Source organism: Paenibacillus sp. NPDC058174, from assembly GCF_042883865.1.
Taxonomy (GTDB): Bacteria; Bacillota; Bacilli; order Paenibacillales; family Paenibacillaceae; genus Pristimantibacillus.
The window spans coordinates 1,759,843-1,781,372 of sequence record NZ_JBHVUY010000001.1 but is presented as its reverse complement, the minus strand read 5'-3'; the positions used below and the strand labels follow the sequence as shown (position 1 = coordinate 1,781,372).

Sequence of the window (21,530 nt, the reverse complement as noted above, 5' to 3'; positions counted from 1 at the left end):
GGGCGAGGGGGTCCAATTGGAGCTAGTCATTAGAGAGAGGCAGTCTGGCAGCCCGGTTCCTTACGAATTGCTGCTGCTTGCTGATCCGTCCAAGCATATAGTCGATGATTATTTACAGCGGGGCAGCAGTTATATCGCGGAATTAGGCGGAGAAACGGTCGGTATCTACGTGCTGCTGAAGACAAGGCCGGAGACGGTAGAGATTGTTAATGTTGCAGTGAAGGAAGAGCGGCAGGGGATGGGGATCGGCAAAAGGCTTATTTTGCATGCGATTCAGTCGTGCCGGGCAGCGGGGGTCAAAACGGTCGAAATCGGTACCGGCAATTCCAGCCTGCAGCAGCTGGCGTTGTATCAAAAATGCGGGTTCCGCATCGTGTCAGTTGATCTTGATTTTTTTGTCCGTCATTACGAAGAGAAAATTGTTGAGAACGGTATTTGGTGCAGGGATATGATCCGGTTAAGTCTGGATCTTTAAGGGTTCGGCTATGCCGGGAGAAGAGAGGGGATACCTGTGAGCAGAAGACCGATTGTGATTGTGTTCGGGTTTATCGGGCTTCTTGCGGCAGCCCTTTGTCTATCTCTGTATCCTTCTGGCGAGACGAAAGTAATGAAAGAAAATGTCCAAAGCGTAAACGATGAGCTTGTTGCAGCCGATATCCGGCTAGGTATGGGGGAAGAGCAGCTCATTCAGCTCCTTGGTGAGGGGCAATATGTGGAAGGGGTTGGCGGTTATCGGCGGGACTATGATTCAATTAAGCTTCAAGCTGGCATTGCCGGCGACTCGGATCATGAGCTTTTCGGGCGAGTAAGCTATTTGGGATTTTCCAACTCATCCTATTCAATCTATGGAATTCATCCAGGGGTGACTATGGAGCTGTCCCGTGAAATTTTACGAAAACGGGGGTTTAAGTTGTTGACCGAAGACATCTACCGTTCAGGAGAAATTGCAGTTTCGCTCCATGGTGAGAAAGAAGTAGAGTCGGTGCAGTTGTGGTTTGACGATAAGGATCTTCGGGATCGCCAATATTAAATATAGATGAGGTGATGGCGTGAAGTTTGTCCCGCGGCGTGATTTATGGCTTACGATAGTGATCTGGGCAAGTGCGGTCATCCTTCTGGCGAGCGGTGTAACACCGTTGTTTGTGACAGGAACGGGTTTAATTGGAGGAACGATCATTTTTCTGGTTTGTTTTGCGCTCTCTTTCATTGTGTTGTGGGTCTGGTACAGGATCTATTACGTTTTGGACGACAGCGGATTGTTTATCCGAAATGCACCGTTCAGCCGAAAGATAGCGTATGACAATATTGTGAATGTGAAGCCGGTCAAATCCTGGCTGTCGAGCGCGGCGACATCGAGCCGGAGACTTGAGATTTATTACGGCAATTACGATACGATTCATATTTCGCCGCTTGAAGAGGAACGCTTTATGAATGAGCTGCTGCAAAGATGTCCGCAATTAAAATTGAGCCGATGAAGAGAGGCAGGCGTCTGGAACAGCGAAGCAGGTTCGTTAAATTGCGAAGCAGGCTTCGCTAATAGTAGAGGCGAGTGGGCAGGCGGCTGGATAGCGAAGCAGGTTCGTTAAATAAAGAAGCGGCCTTCGCTAATTGTAGATGCGAGTGGGCAGGAAGCCAGGTAGCGAATCGGGTTCGCTATATAGAGAAGCAGGCTTCGCTAATAGTAGAGGCGAGAAGGCAGGCAACTAGAATAGCGAAGCAGCATTCGCTAGTGGTGAACACAGGTTCATGAACAGCGAAATTTAATTCGCTAATGGAAAAAGATCATCAGTTACAAGCTAGTGCAGCGAAATTTGGTTCGCTAAATAGCGAATCGGCTTCGTAAAAATGCCAGGTAGGTGGGGCAAAGGCACAAAGGCAGTTAAGAGTTAAGCGGGACAGAGGACAATGAACCTGACGAGATGTACAGCGTATAAGCGCATTAAGCATACAATGAACACAAAGAGCACGCAGTGCAAAAAAAAAAATTAAGGGCCAGAGAAAGCCCTAAAAGGCCGCTCGCCGCTCGCATTTATTTGACTATTCAGTCATTTTATGATGAACTGGTACTATCATCCAAAGATGATGCGCTACTTCTTTTTCCGCCATAACGACTAACGATGAGGTGACAGACATGACGAAGCAAACATCCCATATTATTGAGAGCTCCTTGCTGGATCTGCTGGAGGAGGAGCATTTTCTGCCGGATTTGCAGGAAGAGAAACGTGTGAAAGCTTTCAGCTCGCTGAAAGCGATTCTATCAACCCCGAACAAAATACAAAAATCATTTTTGAGAGTTGCGCTTGAAAATGGAGAAGTTGTACGTATCCCGGCTTACCGGACACAGCATAACGACACGCTTGGCCCGTATAAAGGCGGCATTCGCTTCCATGAGTCGGTGAACGAGGAAGAAGTGATCAACCTCGCGGCATTGATGACGCTCAAAAATGCGCTGCATGAGGTGCCGTTCGGCGGCGGTAAAGGCGGCGTTGCGATTAATCCTCGTCATTACACGACAAAAGAGCTGTATCAAATTTGTAAAAAATACGTTCAGTATTTTAGTGATATTTTAGGGCCGGACAAGGATATTCCTGCACCTGATGTCGGTACGGGACAGAGAGAAATGGACTGGATGATGAGCGAGTATAAAAGCATTCATCCCGGCCAGCCTTATCTCGGCAGCTTCACCGGCAAAAGCGTACTGAACGGCGGATCTCTCGGCCGCCAGGAGGCGACGGGGAAGGGCGTTTATTTCTCGCTGCGTTACTTGCTGCATGATTATATCCGGGAGAGCCATCAGTTGAACGCGGAATCCCGCTATTTCAATAGAGCTCAGCAGCTGGCGGCAGCATCGCAGCCGCTTAGAATCGCCATTCAAGGGTTTGGCAATGTAGGTTCAGTTGCAGCGCTTGAAGCGTATCAATGCAGCTTTATGAACAATAAAATCGTTGCCGTCAGTGACCGCAATGTTACGCTATATCAGGCGGACGGCTTGAATATACCGGCACTTATCCATTTTGCCAAGGGGAATAAAGGCGACCTTCCGCGTAATCCGGAGGAGCTTGCAGCCGCTGGAGTCGCAGCGATGGTCATGGAGCGGGAAGCGGTTCTTTATCTTGATCTCGATGTTCTAATTCTAGCGGCGCTGGAGGATCAGATTCGGGATGACAACGTGGGTCAAGTGAAGGCGAAGCTGATTGTGGAGGGTGCAAACGCACCGATTACGGGCGAAGCCGATGCCATTCTGTCGCAGATGGGTACGATCGTCATTCCTGATATTTTGGCGAATGCAGGCGGGGTTATCGTCTCCTACTTCGAGTGGCTGCAGGGCCGCGAGACGTTGTTCTATGGGGAGGACGAGGTGTTCGAGCTGCTGCTGAGCAAGATGAAGAAGACGATGAACGCAGTGTTCCCGGCATTTTTCCGGACGCAAAAGCCGCTCCGTCAAATTTGCTACAGCCATGCGGTGATGAAATTGTCGACGAATTTATACATTCAAGGGAAGCTATATTGATCTTGTATAAGACGTATTGACCGATTACCAAACAGTTTAATCATTAAGTAGAGGCTGTCGTGACAATTAATTCACGGCAGCCTTTCTTATACTCTCAGATAGATAGCTGCATTACGTCCGAGAGACGAGTCTCCCTTTGAAAAACAGCTCGGAAGGATCGGTACTGTCCATCTCGCCATCTAAAATCCGTTTCACATCTTCGAGCGTTTCATATAGGGTCAGCCATTCGCCTGATACGTTAGTGTATGGTTCTGAGACATAAAAAGGCTGTGCGAGATAGGCTTCCAGCCTTTCTCCCTTTTTATACAGCTGCAGATCCGGGTCAGAAATTTTATCAAAGCCTTGGGTGACTACAAGTGACCGCAGCTCTCTGTAACGGCGAAGCAGCTTCCGTGCACGCTGCTGCGCAGCAAGATGAACGGCGTCCAGATAGGGGCCTTCCAGAACAGTAGAGATGGATGCGAGCGGATCGATTGCCGGGTAAATGCTGCGGCTTATCAAGTCGGCGTCAAATTTCCAGAGTGCGTCAAGGGGGCCGTAGGCACCCTCTTCGTCAGGTACCTCACCTTTTGTATCAACAAGTGCTATCGTAATCGGCCGGGCTCCAACTTCTTTTAAATTCTCGCGAAGCGACAGCAATTCGCCTGACAATACTTTGCTGCGGTCAACTCCGATAAGAATATCTTTTTCCTCTCGAAGCTCTACAATTTTTTGATGGATTTCTTCTTGTGTCGAACAGATAAATTCTGATTGTGCTCGAACATGGTCAATGCCAGGGGTATTAGAGTGCGGAGCCCAAAAGATTGTAGCAAATCCCCGTTTCTTCATTCGCAGCATTAGCTCTGCTAACAATACTAATTGTCCCATGTTTGGCCGGGCAACAAATCCAACCGTCCCACCGCGTACAACCGGAGCAAATAAATCCAATGCTTTAATGCCTGTTTCAATCATTCGCAATCCACTCCCTCTAATAATGAGTTCGTCAAGACTACATCCTGCCAAAGAAGCAAGGGCAACTAAAGTTTTTACTTCGGCGCGACCAACTGGTATCTTTCCTGTACATAGATTTGAGACAGTCGCCGCTCTCAGACCTGCTTCCTTTGCGGCCGTGGTTAGATTAGGTACACGGCGCCGCAGCAGCGGGACATTAAGCTGTAATTCCTCCTCCATTTTCCAGCACCTCCTTACTCTAAATAGTAATTTAAATTACTTTAAAGAGCAATCGTTTTTTGGAAAAGATAAACAATCAAAATACGGAGTCGGAATAAAGTTCATTTCATTCCATTTGGACAAAAATAAGCCCGCCTATATGTAATGGCGGGCTTGCTAATGTATTCGCTCCCCTGTTATTTGCCGCCGCCAACCGGCCCGCGTTTGGCAACTACTGTAGTCGGCCGCGCTTTCAGAAACAGCACAAGCTGTTCGGCCATGTAGGCCGGAGTCTGCTTGAAGCCTTCTTGTATCCAGTGGAAGGTTAGGCCCAGCAGGGCATGCATCTGATACACGACAAGCAGCTCGTGATCGAGCATGCGGTTGTCGATTTCATGAAGCTGAGGAATAAGATCCTCGATGCTCGTCTGTTTGAGCGCATGAAACATTTTTTCCCGGAAGCCGGGCATCACCTTCTGATCAACCATCAGAGCGTAAAGCTCGGCATTGGCATAGATATGGTCAAATAAAGTGACGGCCGACGCGGGGAATCGTTCCAGCTCGAAGGAGTCAATTTCTTCATAAGGCTTTCGAAAGCTCTCGATAAGACCGCTGAGCAAATCGTTGATTATATCCTCGAGCAGCGCTTCTTTATGTTCATAATGAGCGTAAAAGGTACCGCGATTGAAGTCGGCATGCTTTACAATTTCCGTCGTCGAAATCGAGGCAAAATCCTTTTGCCGCATCAGTTCCAATAAGGATTGCTTCAGAGCCGCTTTGCTGCGGAGTATTCGTTTATCCGGTTTATGGGACGCTTCCGTCATCTTTCCATTCCTTCCATTACTACTTTTCGTACAATTTGAGTGATATTGTTCATTATAGTACAGTAAGCGCTTTTTTGCTGATTGTTCCGGTTTTGGGGAGCAATTATAATGAAGAAGAACAAACAATTGTACTTTAATGTACAGTTGTTGATTTTATCAAGTATAGCACGAAAAGCACACCAAATAGTAATCAACCATAATGACCGGGAGGCTGGACAAATGAGACTGGAATCCAAAGTAGTGGTAGTTACAGGCGCAGGATCGGGCATGGGCAAGGAAATCGCATTGTTGTTTGCAAAAGAAGGCGCAAAGGTCGTCGTATCCGACTTGAACGAGCAGTCGGCGCAAGCAACTGCAGCTGAGATTACGGAGAACAAAGGGGATGCCGTCGCTGTCGTATCCAACGTAGCGGTCGAAGCTGACGTTCAGCTTATGATTGATGCAGCCGTTGAGAAATACGGCACTGTCGATATATTGATCAATAATGCAGGCATTATGGACGGAATGGTTCCCGTTCATGAACTGACCGATGAGCATTGGGAACGCGTTATCGCTGTCAATACGACAGGACCAATGCGGGCCATTCGCAAAACGCTTCCGATTTTTATGGAAAAAGGCAAAGGGACCATCGTAAACATTGCATCGGTTGGCGGCTTGTTTGGCGCCCGTGCCGGCGCGGCATACACGACGGCCAAACATGGCGTTGTTGGTCTGACGAAAAACGTCGGCTACCAGTATGCAAAGTTAGGCATTCGCTGTAATGCAATTGCTCCAGGCGGGGTTAATACGAACATTGGCATGGGCAGCGGAGCTCCGAATGAGTTTGGACTGGACAAGTCTATGGCGGGTATGGGAGTTATGCCGAGAATGGGCGAGCCTTCCGAAATCGCAAAGGTTGCTCTGTTCCTTGCATCCGAGGAATCGAGCTTTGTCAACGGCACAGTCGTTACGGCTGATGCGGGCTGGACATCTTACTAATTGCTGCGGAAAAGCATAAAAAGATTAAATCAGGTTGGCCGGGAATCCCGGCCGGCCTTTTTTTATACATTGTAGAGAGGTATTTGGCTGCTATCGACATTGACATCCTATAATTACTTTATTATAATAACTTACAATTAGTAACTGATATTCATTCTCGTGAATAGATGCATAATATAGGCTGTAAACGGCAACAGGAAGGAAGTCACCACGTGAACATGAATGATGAAACCGGAAAACCGGATAATAAAACGATTACACAAGCAAGTACGAATACAGAGGAGAGTAGAACTTTCGAATTTGGCATTTATACGCTGGGCGATTTATCTCCGAACCCGCTAACGGGGCAGACCGCAACTGCAAAGCAGCGAATTCGTGAAGTGATTGATGCCGCTGTCTTGGCTGATGAGGCAGGAATCGATGTGTTTGGCGTAGGGGAGCATCACCGGCTGGACTTTGCGCTATCCTCACCCCCCGTGCTGCTGGCAGCCATAGCGCAAGCGACGAAAGGGATCCGGCTGACGAGTGCCACTACTATACTGGGAACTGCGGATCCGGTACGGGTTTTTGAGGATTTTGCGACATTGGATCTGATTTCGGATGGCCGTGCGGAGATGATTGCCGGGCGCGGCGCTTACATTGAATCATTTCCGTTGTTCGGCTATGAGCTGGACAGTTACGCCCAATTGTTTTTGGAGAAAATCCAATTGTTCCTGGAGCTCAATGAGAAGGAGCGCATGACATGGAGCGGCCAATTCCGCACCCCGCTGAATGATGCAGAAATTGCCCCTAGACCGGTACAGCCGAAGCTGCCTGTATGGATTGGCGTTGGCGGCACACCGGCAAGCGCGGCGCTAGCGGGAAAGCTGGGAACCGGGATGGCACTTGCGATATTGGGCGGCAATCCGGCGAACTTCCAGCAGCTCGTTGAGGTTTACCGGCAAGCGGGTCTAGATGCGGGTCATGAGCCAGGCGATTTACAGGTGGGCATTACCGGACATTGCTATATTGCCGAGGATTCGAAGCAGGCTAGAGATGAGTTTTATCCGCACTACGCCTATTATTTTTCACAATTTATGAATAACCCCAAGCCAAGCAGAGAGCAATTCGAACAGATGACGGGCCCGCAAACCGCTCTTGCAGTCGGCAGTCCGGATGAGATCGTGGAGAAAATATTGATGCAGCATGAATTGTTTGGCCACCGCCGGTTCATGGCGCAATTCGATATTGGCGGCGTCCCCTATGGCAAGATTGCATCGGCAATCGAGCTGCTGGCTGTAAAAGTCGCCCCGGCTGTCCGGAAAGCTTTGAAGACCAGTGCGGCTAAGTAATAAACTGCTAATTTGCTAAATTGCTATTTCGCAGCGGCCAGGCAATAATTATATTTATAATTTGAAAAGCAGAAAATAGCTTCCGCCAATGGAACGCTCTTTTCTGCTTTTTGCTTGCATATATCCAAGCGGAATACTATGCTATTTATAAAATGGGGAAAGGGGCGAACGAGTCTATGCCTTTATTAGAAAAGTTGCATCCGGCGTTGGAAGAGGGATATCAAGACGTCGTACAATGGCGCCGATATTTGCATCAGCATCCGGAGCTGTCGTTCCAGGAGCAGCATACGCCCTTATTTATTGCAGAAAAGCTTCGTTCCTACGGTATCGAGGTGCGGGAAGCGGTTGGCGGCAAAGGCGTAGTCGGCACGCTGCGGGGCGGACTTCCGGGCCTGACAATTGGACTGCGCGCCGATTTCGATGCTTTGCCGATTCAGGACGAGAAAGATATTGAATACCGCTCCACCGTTGACGGCGTTATGCATGCCTGCGGTCATGACGGGCATACGGCGGCATTGCTCGGAACGGCGCGCGTGCTAAGCGGCATTCGCGATCAACTGCATGGCAATGTCGTTTTTCTGTTCCAGCATGCGGAGGAGAAGCCGCCGGGAGGCGCCAAGTTTATGGTCGAGGACGGCTGTCTGGATGGTGTTGATTATGTGTACGGAGCTCATTTGGCTACCGACATGCCGATCGGCAAAGCCGGCTTGTGCGAAGGTTATATGATGGCAGCCGTTGATGCCTTCGAAATCCGAATTATCGGCAAAGGAGGCCACGGCGCGAGGCCGGAGCAGACCATCGACTCCATCGTCATCGGCAGCGAATTGGTCGGCAAGCTGCAGCAAATCGTCAGCCGGCGGATTAGCCCGATGAAGCAGGCAGTCGTAAGTGTTGGCGTTTTTCAGGCCGGAACTGCGTTTAATGTCATTGCCAGCGAAGCGAAAATTGAAGGAACGGTACGCTCATTCGATCCGGACGTCCGCAAGCAGATTGAGGCGGAAATCCGGTTAATGGTACAGGGGTTGTGTGAAGCCTCCCATTGCCAATATGAGCTGCACTATTTGAACGGGTATCCCGCTTTGTTCAATCCGAAGGAAGAAACAGCGCTCATGCGGAAGCTGATCCAGGAAACGAACGGAGACGATGCTTTCATTGAAGCGGAAGCGGCTATGGGAGCTGAGGATTTTTCGTATTATTTGCTGGAGAGGCCGGGTGCTTATTTTCGCGTAGGAGCACGCAATGACAGCGAGCATACGCAATACCCGCATCATCATCCGAAGTTCGACTTTGACGAGCAGGCGCTGCTGGAGACGCAGAAGCTGTTTCTCGCTATTATCGGACATTATTTAATTAAAGTATAGAAAAGAAAAGCTGCACCTTTCATCGATCGGATGGGGGTGCAGCTTTTTTAGCTAGCTTTAGCTTTGTTTCCGGTATTGGCGCGGAGTAAGTCCCTTATGTTGCTTGAACAGCTTGGTGAAGTAGTTCGGGTTGTCGCAGCCAACCAGGCCGGCGATTTCCGTAATGCTCAGATCGGCCTGCTGGAGCAGCCGGGCGGCTTCGCTGACGCGGCAGTCATTGACGTATTCAACGAATGTACGGCCGGTCAGCTTTTTGAACGTTTTGCAAAAATGGTACGGATTCAGGCTAACCCGCTGTGCCGCCTGCTCAATGCTTATCGACTCGGCGTAATGCTCCTCGATATAGGCAAGCAAAGGCTTGAACCGCTCCCGGTTCAAGGAATGATCCTTAACTGGAGCGTTGGCCGCATTTTGCTGCCAATGGTGACGGGACAGCTGCGCAAACAGCAGATAGAGCTGGGTTTTTACAATCAGCTGATAGGCGGGTTCCTTGGCTGTATATTCGGTTATGATCTGATCCAGCAAGCGGTCAAAACCGGCTAAGGCAGGTGATCGGGTATCGAGCTGCACCGGGAATCGAAAACGGTTTTCCAGATAGGGCGCCACATATTTCATATGAACGGGGTCTTGAGCCCAGTCCTTGAACAACGAAGCATTGAAAACGATAGCAGCATACCTGATCTCGCCTCCGCTGGAGCAATAGCCGACATGTAGTCCGCCCGCCGGAACGAGCAGCACATCGCCTGCCGACACTTCATAGGGCACACTGTCGATGTGGAAAATTGCCTCGCCCCGCTGCATAACGATAATTTCAAAATGCTCATGCCAATGCAAATACAATATATTTTGGCCGGGGACAGCCTGCTCGCTGCCGTTCAAGAAAAGCTGGAACGGCAGATTTTTCTCCTCCAGACGTGTAATTTCGTGAAGCTCCTTCGGATAGCTCATTAATCGTTCACCCCGCAAGATTGGACTATTATTGCACAAGATAAGAAGAGAAATGAAGGAATAACCCCATTATAATGAAGTTGATCTTACTACTATAAGACAATATTGGAGTGATCGACAAGTGAATCAGCATCATCCATTGCGAATTGGAACACTAGTGGGGGGCGGTGAAGCCGTACGCGTTATCCCGCAAATTGTAAAGCACGGCTTTGAATCGTTCAGCCTGACCTTCTGGCAGACGACAGGAAATACAGATTTGGTTGAGACGGCCAAGCGCGTGCGCGAGCTTGCTGATGAACACGGTTTCATTATTTCGACGGTTGGCATTTTTGGCAATCCGTTGACCGGAGCTGGAGACAATGCCGATACATTAGCGAGCTGGGAAAGGCTGATCGACCACGCGCATCTGTTCGGCGCTGATATCGTCTCCGGTTTTACAGGCCGTGTTCCCGGCTCTATTGATGAGTCGCTGCCGAGGTTTGCTGAGGTGTTTGGCGAGCTGGCTCGCCGGGCGGAGGATAAAGGCTTGCGTATCGCCTTCGAAAACTGCGATATGGGCGGAAACTGGAATGACGGCGATTGGAATATTGCCCATAATCCGACCGCGTGGGAGCGGATGTTCAATGCCGTTCCGGCAGACAATATCGGTCTGGAATGGGAGCCTTGTCACCAGATGGTATCGCTGATCGATCCGATCCCGCAGCTGCGCAAATGGGTTGATAAAGTGTTTCATGTTCACGGCAAGGACGCTACAATCGCATGGGATGTCGTCAAGGAATACGGCATTCATGGGCCGAAGGATTTCGTCTGGCACCGGACGCCGGGCTTTGGCGATACGAACTGGACGGACATTATTACAATTCTGAGGCAAGCGGGCTACCAGGGAACGATCGACATCGAGGGCTGGCATGATCCGGTCTATCGGGACGAATTAGAGATGACGGGACAGGTGCACGGACTTAACTATTTGAAACGGTGCCGGGGCGGAGATTTTATCCCGAATCCGCAATAGAAAAGGGGGAGAATCAGATGCAGATGGAGCAAAAATACCGGGTCGTCGTCGTCGGCTGCGGAGGCATGGCTAATTCTTGGGTAGAGTACGCGAAAAAACGTCCGGATACGGAAATCGTCGCTCTTGTCGATATTAAAGAGGAGTTTGCCCAAGCGATGGCGGATCGGCAGGAGTTATCCTGTCCGCTATTTACGGATGTGGAGCAGGCTGTTCAAGCGACTAATGCCAATCTTGTATTCGATGTGACTATACCGGCTAGCCATTATGCTGTCAGCTCTACCGCAATGAAGCTGGGCTGCGACGTGTTTGGCGAAAAACCGCTCGCCGAAACGATGGAACAGTGCAATGAACTCGTGGCGCTAGCTGATAGCACGGGAAGCCGGCATGCGATTATGCAAAATCGCCGCTACGATCCTGGCATTCGTGCACTCCGCGAGATGATCGAAGACGGCAGCATCGGCAAGCCGGGCTATATCGGCGCTGATTTTTTCCTTGCCCCGCATTTTGGCGGTTTCCGCGATGCCATGGACAGCCCGCTTTTGCTCGATATGGCAATCCATACATTTGACCAAGCCCGGCTTATTGTCGGCGCCGACCCCGTATCGGTCTATTGCCAGGAGTTTAATCCGGCCGGTTCCTGGTATGCGGGCAATGCTGCCGCGATTTGCATTTTCGAAATGTCGGACGGCTCGGTGTTCTGCTACCGCGGCTCCTGGTGCGCTGAAGGGGCGCCAACGACATGGGAAGCTTCCTGGCGAATCACTGGCGAGAAGGGCACAGCAATATGGGATGGTGCTAGCGCTCCGTATGCCGAGGTCATTGCTGAGGGCGATCAGACCGGCAAGTTTATGAAATCGTATGAAGTCATAAAGGCCGATTTGAAATCATACGCCAACACGTTCCATCATGGCTGTCTGGACGAAATGTTTCTCTCGCTGGAGGAGGGACGCCCTGCCGAGACGAACAGCCGAGACAATCGCCTCAGTATGGCGATGGTTCTCGCTGCTCTGGAAAGCGCGAAGCAAGGCCGCAAAATCAGCATCGCCGAGTTTATCGGCGTTGAATAACAGGCTTGGCGTAGCAACGCACGGAAATGCTGCAGTAGCGTGTAACTGCAGCATAATCGCGTAGCGTAAAGCAGCTCCAGCGTAATGCTGCAGTACCGTGTAAGCAGCATTACTGTGCAGCGCAAAGCAGCTCAAGCATGACATGGCTGTGCGTAGCGGTCTGAAAGCAGCGAAGCTGCAGTACAGAAGCCCAGTTGAGGCATTCGCTCCAGCATCAAAATGTAAAAGTACATTTTGAAATGCTCAAAAACGCTCAAAACAGCCATCAAAATGCAAAAATACATTTGAAATCGCCCAAATCCTCGATTTCGAGGCCTTTTTGACCAATCAGCCTGCACTTTTGCATTTTGATGCCATAAATCGCCGATAAAACGCATAACAACCTGCACTTTTACATTTTGATTCCCACATCAGCTGGCCATGTGAGCCAGTCACTAGTCATTTACTCTAAGTATGTTGTCGCATCGGGGTAAAAGGAGCGTTCTAAGACTGGGATCAGAATAAGTGTTTGAATTGGAGGTGAGCGGAGCGATTTGAGTTCATGCTGCCATTTCGCACGGTTCTATCCATTTAATCATCGTGAAAGCGATGGGAGAATGGAATCAAGAACGGCATCATGAACCAAAGCGCGCAGCGACCCGGGGTTGTTGAAGTTGCAGTGAGGGAGAGCGGAGCGATTTGAGTTCAGGATGGCATTTCGCAAGATTCTATTCATTTATGATCGGAAAGCGATGGGACAATGGAATCAAGAACGGCAGCATGAACCAAAACGCGCAGCGACGCTGGGGCAGTTGAAGTTGCAGTGAGGGAGAGCGGAGCGTTTTGAGTTCAGGATGACATTTCGCACGATTCTATCCATTCAATCATCGTGAAAGCGATGGGCAAATGGAATCAAGAACGGCAGTATGAACCAAAACGCGCAGCGACGCTGGGGCAGTTGAAGTTGCAGTGAGGGAGAGCGGAGCGTTTTGAGTTCAGGATGACATTTCGCACGACTCTATCCATTTATCATCGTAAAAGCGATGGGGCAATGGAATCAAGAACGGCAGCATGAACCAAAACGCGCAGCGATCCCAGGGCAGTTGAAGTTGCAGTGACCCCGGTCTTGCTTGAACCAGCTTGCGCAGCGACCCGGGGTCTGGGACTGCTGCAATACGATAAATAGAAAAAGCGCTGGCATCCGCCAACGCTTTTTCTATTTACGTGATGTGCTTAAACAAATGGTCAATCGAGCCGCCATTGTTAATGATGCGGATCGCATTGCCAAGCAGGCATGCCATCGGCAGCACGATAAACTTATCCGGATGCTCATCCGGCAGCGCAATCGTATCCGTAATGACGACCTCGCGAATGTTCGGATGGTTCAGCTTCTCCAGCGCGTTCTGCGAGAACAAGCCGTGCGTGGCGGCAATGTAAGCGTCATTCGCCCCGCGTTTCTTCAAAGCCTCGACAACGTTGACGATCGTACCGCCGGTGTCGATCAAATCTTCAATAATAATCGGCGTCATGCCTTCAACCTCGCCGATAATATGAGTAATTTCCGTCTGGTTATGGGCGGGTCTGTTTTTGATCATGATCGCAAACGGACAGTCCAGATAGTCGGCCAGCTTTTCAGCCATGGAAGCTCGTCCCGCATCGGGAGATACAACGACAGGCTTCTGAATTTTTTTGTTTTTCAAATAGTCGGTAATGATATCAAGGGCTGTGAGATGATCCACTGGAATTTGGAAAAAGCCCTGGATGGCGTCGGCATGCAGATCGACTGCAATAATCCGGTTGGCGCCAACCGTCGTAAGAATATCAGCGACCAGCTTGGCGGAAATCGGCTCGCGGGGAGCGGATTTGCGTTCTTGCCGGGCGTAGCCATAGTAAGGCATAACGATATTGATCGTTTTGGCAGAGGCCCGTTTCGCGGCGTCGATCATGACGAGAAGCTCGACTAAGTTTTCATTTACCGGATGGGACAACGATTGAACGATAAAAACATGGTAATTACGTAGCGATTCCTGGTAGGCGAGATGGATTTCTCCGCTTTGCAAGCGGGTGATATCAACTTTGCCTAGCGGTACGCCCAGTTCAGCACATAGCTGCTCGGCGAGCGGCTTGTTCGAGGAACCGGAAAAAATTTTCACCTTCTGCATAACGATCCTCCATAGGCAGCTTCATAATGAAATGACACAAAATCTCATGAGGCTGTAATCACTCTCCATTATACCCTTAGTTGCCGGATAATCAAACGGCTGCTGCCGGAAGGCGTGTAACAAACCTTCCGGCAGCAGCCGTTTTGAGCATTATTTTTGCACGATATCGGATATCGTTTTGTTGAATTTATCGAGCAGCTGATCCTTGTTGATCTGGCCGCCTTGATACTCCTGCATCGCCGCGCCCCAACCTTGGGTTACGCCGTCCGGATAACGGCCCCAATGCCAGCCGCCAGCGGAAGCTGCTTGTTCCGATACGGCCGCGCCCATTTGGCCAACGTCCTCAGTTGTAGCTGTAATGGATGTGAGGGCAGGAATGAATTTGAATTCCTTCGTAATGTACGATTTGCCTGTGTCCGATGTAACCATCCAGTTGAGGAACGCTTTTGCTTCCTCGGCATTTTTCGACTTGCTGTTCACGATCCAGAAGTTAGCCGGGCCTGTGTAGATACGGGCTTTGCCGCTGTCGTCAATCGGAATCGGCAGCAGGCCGATATCCAGCTTGCCTACTTTGTCGATATCGCCTTGAATCCAGTTGCCTTGTTGAATCATCGCAGCTTTGCCGGAAGCGAAGGTTGCTACTTGTGTTGCGTAGTCCGTCGTCAATTTATCCTTTTGGCTATGGTTGAATACGAGATCGACATACTTGGTCCATTTTTGGAAAATCTCATTGTTTTTGAACAGCTCGGTTCCGTTCTTCGTGCCTTCGACGAAAGCGACAGGGTCTGGCTGCTCAGCAAGCGCTACGTTAATGGTGTGATGCCCGATCGACCACCATTCATTGGTCGTAACGAATGGCGTGATGCCTGCTGCCTCCAGCTTGGCAACGACAGCCTCCAGCTCAGTCAGCGTCTTAGGAAGCTCAGTAATGCCAGCTTTGGCGAACAATTCTTTATTGTAGAAAATGCCGTAGCCTTCAATGTTCATTGGCATGCCCAGCAGCTTGCCGTCTACCTTAGCAGGTGCAGCAGCAGATTCAATTACATCTTTTGCCCATGGCTCGCCGGACAGATCCGTCGCACGATCATAATAAGCCTCAAGAGCGGCAAAGCCTTCAGCATTGAAAATCTCCGGCTCGGAGCCAGCGGCAATTTCAGCACGCAGCAATGCGTTGTAATCCTCGCCGCCGCCATGTGTTTCGACTTGAACCTTCACGCCGGTTTCTTTCTCGTACGCTTCCGCCATCCGGTTGAGCGCGTCGGCGATTTCAACCTTGAATTGAAATACTTTGATGGTGACGTCTTTTTTCGGAGTCGCCGTTTCTTCCTTTTGACCCGCTTCTGTCGTTGGGGATGTGCCGTTATTGCCCCCATTGCTTCCGCCGTTGCCGTTGCCGTTGCCGCAGCCTGCCGCAATGATAAGCAGGATGGATGCCAGCAGAATCGATAATTTTTTCATGTCTTGACCTCCCTAAAGGTATGAAGATGAGGATAAAGCAGCGTTTACAATTCGATTATAGAGTCTGTATAAAGAGAGCAACACTGAATGCATTGTCGACAAAAGTGCAAAATATTGATTTTCTACCCTTTTAAGGAACCGGAAGAAATACCTTCCACAATATGTCTTTGCAGCAGGAGAAAGACGGTTAAGATCGGCGCAACGCTCATAGTGAGCCCTGCGAGCGCTAGATCCCATTGCTTCGTATATTGTCCGAAGAAGCGTGTAACAGCCAGCGGAATGGTCGTTAAATCTTTATTCGCCCCAATGACGAGCACCGGAAGCAAATAGTCGTTCCAGATCCATAATCCGTTCAATATGATGACCGTTACCATGATCGGGCGGAGCAGCGGGAAGACGATTTTCCAAAATACGCCGTACGGGGTACACCCGTCGACAACGGCTGCCTCTTCGATCTCTACCGGCACGCTTTTGACGAAGCCGTGGAACAGGAACACCGAAAGCGATAAGCCAAAGCCTAAGTAGCAGACGAATATGCCCAGCAAATTGCCGCGCAGCTCCAGCAGGCTCGTAATCCGGACAAGCTGCAGCATGATCGATTGAAACGGAATGATCATCGCCGCGATAAAGCAAGTAAATAGCAGCTTGTTGAATGTCGTTGGCCTTCGTACGAGCCGGTAACCGGCCATAGCGCTGACAAGGACGATGCCGGCCACGCTCACCCCTGTAATGAGAATGGAGTTGAACAGCACCTTCGGAAACCGGATAATATCCCATACCTCATTATAGTTCGTCCATAGATAGATTTTTGGAAGGGACGCGGCGTCCACCATAATCTCGCCAAGCGATTTGACAGAATTGACAAGGACGAAGTAGAACGGTGACAGAAACAGCAGCGCAAGCAGCAGCACAAGCGTAATGACGCTGTAATTGCGGAAGCGGGAAGCGGCCATCAGGCTTCAACCTCCTTCCGTTTGGTCAGCCAAACTTGGGTTACGGCGATGATCGATACAGCGAAAAAGAATAACATCGCTTTGGCTGTTCCAAGCCCGTACCGGTTGTTGATCAGCGCCTCGGCATAAATGTTGTAAGCCAGCGATTGTGTGGAGGTGCCTGGTCCGCCTTTCGTAAGCGAGAAGTTCAAGTCGAACATTTTGAATGCGTTGGATGTCGTAAGAAATAAGCAGACGGTTATGGCCGGCATTATAAGCGGCGCCGTTATTTTCCGGATCGACTGCCAGTAGGTTGCCCCGTCAATCGTTGCGGCTTCCATGAGATCCTTCGGTACCCCGACGATAGCGGCGATGTAAATGATCATCATATAGCCAGCCGTCTGCCAGACGAAGACGATCACAAGTCCCCAGAAGCCCGTGTTTGGCGTGCCGAGCCAAGGCAGCTCGAACATCGGCCAGCCGGTCAATTCTCCGATCGTTTTGAATCCCTTGGTGAAAATGAACTGCCAGATGTAGCCGAGCAAAATGCCGCCCAGCACGTTCGGCAGAAAAAAGATCGTCCGCAGTGCGTTTCTGCCCTTGAGCGGGCGGGTAAGCAGCAGCGCGAGCAGAAAGCCTAGCACATTAGTGGCAATAATCGTGACGAAGGTAAAGCGGAGCGTAAAGCCGAAAGCGGTCCAAAACTTGTCGTCGTTTGTGAAGATCCGAGTAATATTGGCCATGCCCGTCCATTTGGCTTTGTTCAGATCAAGTCCGTTCCATTCTGTGAAAGAATAGTAAAAGCCGAGCAGGAAAGGGATGAGTACGATGATCGAGAAAGCGATCGTCCCGGGTCCAAGGAAAACGAGCTGTTGCAGCCATTGCCTTGATTGTTTACGTGTATGCATCGAATGCCTCCTATCGGGGGTTATGATGTAAATATAATCCGTTATTGTTTTTTGGAACACAGATAGATATGATGGGTTTGGTGTAATATATTGACCTGGGGGGAAGCGGGTTGTTCGCGACGAGTATACGCAGGAAGCTGATGGCGCTGCTGTTGGCGGTAACGGTTATTCCGATTACGATTTCTATGATCATCTCGAATTTCTATATCAAAAATCAGGTCACCGAGCAGGCGATTCACGAAAGCCAGAAGCTTCTTTCACTCGGGAAAAACAATATTAGCAGCTATATGGACAAAATCAATGAGTCCTCACTGGACGTCTACAACAACCTGAATGCGTCCAATTCCTTGTTCGCCTTAATTGATCGAGGGCAGTCGGCCAATACCGATGCTGCTGATTTCGATCTGAAAAACAACATGCTCGTCTATACCCACATTCTGAATATTTATCAGTCTGCTAAAGGCATTCATCAGATCTATCTGGAGATTGGCAGCGATAAATTATCTTACCTGCTCTCGCGCGGTTTTTTCCGCAGCGGCATCGGCTTAGCGAGCGAATGGCCTGAAGGGCGGAAGGGTAATCCTGCGCCGTTCGTGCAAGCGACGCACAACAGCGTCAATTACAAGCTGGACTGGAGTAAATCGGTTAAAAAGGTAAGCGTTTTCACGTTAAAAAGGCCTATTATTCGTACACCAAGCAACGATGTGATCGGGTATCTGGCCATCGACGTACAGTCTGCCGAGCTCAACAAAGTGTGCAAGCAGCTTACGCTTTCCGATCAGGAGAAGCTTTATATTATCGACAGGGACAAGAACGTCATCTGCTCGGAGAACAGCAGCGGCGAGAGCATGGCTTGGGCTGACAAGGTGGCTGCCGGCGAGGAAAGCGGCGTCATGAAGTGGAAGGACAGCACCTTTTCCGGCATCGTCATTTATGATACGATTAGCGCCAATTACATGGATTGGATTGTCGTCAAGCAGCTGCCTTACTCCTACTTGTACGAGAGTGCGAACGCGATCCGGACGATTAATACAACGATCATTATTTTGTTTATGGCGCTTGTCGTGATTGCGAGCATATTCGTCTCGTACCATTTCACTAATCCGATTAAGCGGCTTATCGGCCATATCAATCAAGTGCAAGCAGGAAATTTCAACATCGTCGTTCCTGTGCAGGGACGGGATGAGGTTGCCATACTGGCACGGCGGTTCAACACGATGCTGCAGACGATCAAAGACTTGATCAACCGCGAGTACCGGCTGGAAATTGCGAATAAGACTAACCAGCTAAAAGCGATGCAAGCGCAGATCAATCCTCATTTTTTGTACAATGCGCTGCAATCGATCGGCACGCTGGCGCTTCAGGCGCAGGCGCCAAAGGTATACTCGCTGATCACAGCCATCGCCAAAATGATGCGCTACAATATGAACACGAGCGAAGCGATCGTTCCTTTCTCGCTGGAGCTTGGCCATGCCAAAGCTTATCTGGAGCTGCAAAAGCAGCGTTTTAACGATCAGCTGACGGTCGAGTATGCCATTGATCCGAATTCGCAAGCCATTCTGGTGCCGAAAATGCTGCTGCAGCCGCTCATCGAAAATTACTTCAAGCATGGCTACGAGAAGGCCGACGGCAGCGGCTTTATCCGCATTTCTGCCGATGCAACGGGCGGCGAGTGGCTGATCATTCAAATCGAGGATAACGGCAGCGGCGTTAGCGCCGATAAGCTGCAAGAGCTGCGGAGGCTGCTGCAGCGCTCGACGGCTGTATTGCTGGAAGAGCAGCATCATATTGGAATCAGCAACGTATGGATGCGATTGAAGCTCTATTACGATGAAGAGCCGGAAATGAGCGTGGATTCCCCGCCGTCGGGAGGCTTTATCGTGACGATTCGCATACCGCTTCACTATGGACTGGAGGGACGGACATGAATGTGCTTTTAGTAGATGACGAACAGCATGTACGCGAGGCGATCCGGCTGCTTATTGACTGGCAGGGGCTTGGAATCGACAACATTTATGAAGCGGATAACGGAGATGCAGCAGTTGATATGATTGAACGCCTTCAGCCGGAAATCGTCGTTACCGATATGCGGATGCCGCACCGGGACGGGGTTGGTTTGCTGTCTTGGCTGTATGCGGAAGGCCGGAAATGCAAAACGATCGTGGTCAGCGGCTACGATGATTTCGAGCTCGTTCGCAGCTCGATGAAATACGGCGGGCAGGATTATTTGCTGAAGCCGATCGATCCTGAGCAGCTGACCGAAGCGCTGGTGAAGGCCAAACAGTGCTGGGAAAAGGAGGAGCGGGAGCGTCAAATCAAGCAGCAGCGGAATATCGAGATGAATCAGATCAAGCCGGTTTATTGGGATAAGCTGTTCTCCGGACTGATTAGCCAGACGGGAGGCAGAACACAATTGCCTCCGCTGCTGCAAGACGAATTTAAGCTCAGCCGGATCGAACAGTGCAGGACAGCGGTTCTTTCTCTCGATTCTATTGATGCCGGCGTTGCCCAGAAATTTGTTCATAACCGCGATTTGCTGTTTTTCATTCTGACTAACGTTTGCAATGAGTTTTTACGGCGAGATGACCGCGGCTTTGCATTCCGGTATTGGAACAGCGAGCATGAAATCGTGCTGCTGCTCTGGGGCGGGCTTGGCGATTGGGAGGCGACACTGCGCCGTATCCGTGACGGCATCTGCGAGACGATACACAGCCGGATTGATATCGGCATCGGGACAGAGCAGCCGTTCCCCGGCGGTATTGCAGATTCATTCCAAGCGGCGAGAACGGCACTGAAGCAGCGCAATCTGCTCGCTGCGGATGACGGTTTTCATTGCTTTGAATCTTCGAAGGCTATCACGTCTTCGGCGGCAGTCAGCATGCCATCGTTAGGCGACTATGAAGAGCGGTTTCGCGTCGCTGCGAGGGGCGGAAGGGAGAAAGATATCGAGACAGCGGTCAATAGCTGGATGGAAGCAGTCAGCGGAATGCCAGCGATTTCACAGGGGCAGCTGGAGCATTGGCACGCGGATTATAAGGCGATGCTGGAACGGCTGAACAAGCCAGTGCATGAGAGCTCTGCCGCGGTGACGGTATTCGATTCATCATGGAGGGCCAGCAGCCCGGAGCTGCTGCCGGAATGGCGCAGGCTGCTCCATGCGGACAGGAGCTTGTCTATGGAAGCGTGGCGGGAGCAGCTGATTGCCAGTTTGTCGGAGCTGTCACGAATCTATCAGTCAGGCTCCAGCCGCCAGCCTGATCTGAACATCATGAAGGAAATTGCAAAGTATATGGAACAGAACTATCACCTAGAAGTGACGCTGCAGGACATTTCCGAACGGTTTTACTTGAGCCGGGAATATATTTCACGCCGGTTCAAACAAGAGATGGGCGAGAACGTATTCGACTATCTGGCGAGGGTCCGCGTGGAGAAAGCAAGGCTGCTGCTGCGAAACCCGCATTTGAAAATTGCTCAAATCGCCGAAATGGTCGGCTACGACGACGAGAAATATTTTAGCAAAGTGTTCAAAAAGGTGATGAGCGTCTCGCCGAATCAATACAGGAAGCAGGAGGGAGAGGGCTAGTATCAAAGAGAAACTAATGATGTATATCATCACAAGTATTATCGTTATATTGCTTCCATTTATCATTGTCCTATACGATTATTGGGATAGGCATCAACCTAAGCTGGGGGCAGTCGGCAACGGGGTTAGAGAGGGATTTAATGGTTTTTCAATTATCATGCTGATCCTAATGTTTCTATCAGGCGTTTTAAATTTAATTGTAGCTTTAAAAAAATATAAGGATTTCAAAAAAAGTCAGTCATAATGACTACTACATCTGCCTACGAAAAAAAAGCTGCGCCGCTCACCATAGTATGGAGAGTTGCGCAGCTTACTATTTTAACGTGT

The 21,530-nt window shown here is 50.1% G+C and carries 19 protein-coding genes; 12 read left to right on the top strand and 7 right to left on the bottom strand.

Features of this window, described 5'->3' with window-relative positions:
- Positions 1-16: 16 nt before the first annotated feature.
- The 4 genes from ACFVVF_RS08200 to ACFVVF_RS08185 all read left to right on the top strand — a co-directional run bounded on the left by ACFVVF_RS08200 (position 17) and on the right by ACFVVF_RS08185 (position 3,511).
- Positions 17-475 (top strand): GNAT family N-acetyltransferase, encoded by a 459-nt coding sequence (locus tag ACFVVF_RS08200; RefSeq protein WP_387807028.1) that lies wholly within the window; start codon positions 17-19, stop codon positions 473-475.
- A gap of 36 nt (positions 476-511) precedes the next feature.
- Positions 512-1,030: a hypothetical protein gene (locus tag ACFVVF_RS08195; protein WP_387807026.1), complete on the top strand. Its 519-nt coding sequence runs from the start codon at positions 512-514 to the stop codon at positions 1,028-1,030.
- 19 nt (positions 1,031-1,049) lie between these two features.
- Entirely contained in the window at positions 1,050-1,475 is a 426-nt protein-coding gene (locus ACFVVF_RS08190) for a PH domain-containing protein (protein ID WP_387807024.1), read from the top strand.
- Between the two features lie 656 nt (positions 1,476-2,131).
- The gene (locus ACFVVF_RS08185) at positions 2,132-3,511 is read left to right on the top strand and encodes a Glu/Leu/Phe/Val family dehydrogenase (RefSeq protein ID WP_387807022.1); all 1,380 of its coding nucleotides are present in this window, start codon (positions 2,132-2,134) and stop codon (positions 3,509-3,511) included.
- Positions 3,512-3,622: 111 nt separating this feature from the next.
- On the opposite strand, the gene ACFVVF_RS08180 is transcribed toward ACFVVF_RS08185, so the two are convergent.
- Entirely contained in the window at positions 3,623-4,681 is a 1,059-nt protein-coding gene (locus tag ACFVVF_RS08180) for a P-loop NTPase family protein (protein ID WP_387807021.1), read from the bottom strand.
- A gap of 176 nt (positions 4,682-4,857) precedes the next feature.
- The gene (locus ACFVVF_RS08175) at positions 4,858-5,484 is read right to left on the bottom strand and encodes a TetR/AcrR family transcriptional regulator (protein WP_387807019.1); all 627 of its coding nucleotides are present in this window, start codon (positions 5,482-5,484) and stop codon (positions 4,858-4,860) included.
- Between the two features lie 219 nt (positions 5,485-5,703).
- On the opposite strand from ACFVVF_RS08175, the gene ACFVVF_RS08170 reads away from it, so the two are divergent.
- From ACFVVF_RS08170 to ACFVVF_RS08160, 3 genes are all read left to right on the top strand, one after another.
- Entirely contained in the window at positions 5,704-6,462 is a 759-nt protein-coding gene (locus tag ACFVVF_RS08170) for an SDR family oxidoreductase (protein WP_387807017.1), read from the top strand.
- Between the two features lie 218 nt (positions 6,463-6,680).
- Positions 6,681-7,793 (top strand): LLM class flavin-dependent oxidoreductase, encoded by a 1,113-nt coding sequence (locus ACFVVF_RS08165; RefSeq protein ID WP_387808921.1) that lies wholly within the window; start codon positions 6,681-6,683, stop codon positions 7,791-7,793.
- A gap of 176 nt (positions 7,794-7,969) precedes the next feature.
- Complete coding sequence (locus tag ACFVVF_RS08160; RefSeq protein WP_387807015.1) at positions 7,970-9,154, top strand: M20 metallopeptidase family protein; 1,185 nt, start codon at positions 7,970-7,972, stop codon at positions 9,152-9,154.
- A gap of 57 nt (positions 9,155-9,211) precedes the next feature.
- Here ACFVVF_RS08160 and ACFVVF_RS08155 read toward each other — a convergent pair whose 3' ends face one another.
- The gene (locus ACFVVF_RS08155; RefSeq protein WP_387807013.1) at positions 9,212-10,102 is read right to left on the bottom strand and encodes a helix-turn-helix transcriptional regulator; all 891 of its coding nucleotides are present in this window, start codon (positions 10,100-10,102) and stop codon (positions 9,212-9,214) included.
- A gap of 121 nt (positions 10,103-10,223) precedes the next feature.
- On the opposite strand from ACFVVF_RS08155, the gene ACFVVF_RS08150 reads away from it, so the two are divergent.
- Both ACFVVF_RS08150 and ACFVVF_RS08145 read left to right on the top strand, forming a co-directional pair.
- Positions 10,224-11,114 carry a sugar phosphate isomerase/epimerase family protein gene (locus tag ACFVVF_RS08150; RefSeq protein WP_387807011.1) on the top strand — a complete coding sequence of 297 codons (891 nt, stop codon included), beginning with the start codon at positions 10,224-10,226 and terminating at the stop codon, positions 11,112-11,114.
- 23 nt (positions 11,115-11,137) lie between these two features.
- Complete coding sequence (locus tag ACFVVF_RS08145; RefSeq protein ID WP_387808918.1) at positions 11,138-12,181, top strand: Gfo/Idh/MocA family protein; 1,044 nt, start codon at positions 11,138-11,140, stop codon at positions 12,179-12,181.
- A gap of 1,199 nt (positions 12,182-13,380) precedes the next feature.
- On the opposite strand, the gene ACFVVF_RS08140 is transcribed toward ACFVVF_RS08145, so the two are convergent.
- The 4 genes from ACFVVF_RS08140 to ACFVVF_RS08125 all read right to left on the bottom strand — a co-directional run bounded on the left by ACFVVF_RS08140 (position 13,381) and on the right by ACFVVF_RS08125 (position 17,620).
- Positions 13,381-14,322, bottom strand: coding sequence for a ribose-phosphate diphosphokinase (locus ACFVVF_RS08140; protein WP_387807009.1), 942 nt, complete (start codon positions 14,320-14,322; stop codon positions 13,381-13,383).
- 150 nt (positions 14,323-14,472) lie between these two features.
- Positions 14,473-15,780 (bottom strand): ABC transporter substrate-binding protein, encoded by a 1,308-nt coding sequence (locus ACFVVF_RS08135; RefSeq protein ID WP_387807007.1) that lies wholly within the window; start codon positions 15,778-15,780, stop codon positions 14,473-14,475.
- 122 nt (positions 15,781-15,902) lie between these two features.
- Positions 15,903-16,733 (bottom strand): carbohydrate ABC transporter permease, encoded by an 831-nt coding sequence (locus ACFVVF_RS08130; protein ID WP_387807005.1) that lies wholly within the window; start codon positions 16,731-16,733, stop codon positions 15,903-15,905.
- Positions 16,733-17,620 (bottom strand): carbohydrate ABC transporter permease, encoded by an 888-nt coding sequence (locus tag ACFVVF_RS08125; protein ID WP_387807003.1) that lies wholly within the window; start codon positions 17,618-17,620, stop codon positions 16,733-16,735. The genes ACFVVF_RS08130 and ACFVVF_RS08125 overlap by 1 nt, the downstream gene beginning before the upstream one ends.
- A gap of 110 nt (positions 17,621-17,730) precedes the next feature.
- Here ACFVVF_RS08125 and ACFVVF_RS08120 point away from each other — a divergent pair, with 110 nt between their 5' ends.
- From ACFVVF_RS08120 to ACFVVF_RS08110, 3 genes are read left to right on the top strand one after another with little or no spacing between them, the layout of a single operon-like run.
- Entirely contained in the window at positions 17,731-19,548 is a 1,818-nt protein-coding gene (locus tag ACFVVF_RS08120) for a cache domain-containing sensor histidine kinase (protein WP_387807001.1), read from the top strand.
- Entirely contained in the window at positions 19,545-21,203 is a 1,659-nt protein-coding gene (locus ACFVVF_RS08115; protein WP_387807000.1) for a response regulator, read from the top strand. Before ACFVVF_RS08120 ends, ACFVVF_RS08115 begins: the two co-directional genes overlap by 4 nt.
- Before the next feature lie 16 nt (positions 21,204-21,219).
- Positions 21,220-21,447, top strand: a complete 228-nt coding sequence (locus tag ACFVVF_RS08110; RefSeq protein WP_387806998.1) for a hypothetical protein — start codon at positions 21,220-21,222, stop codon at positions 21,445-21,447.
- Positions 21,448-21,530: the final 83 nt, after the last annotated feature.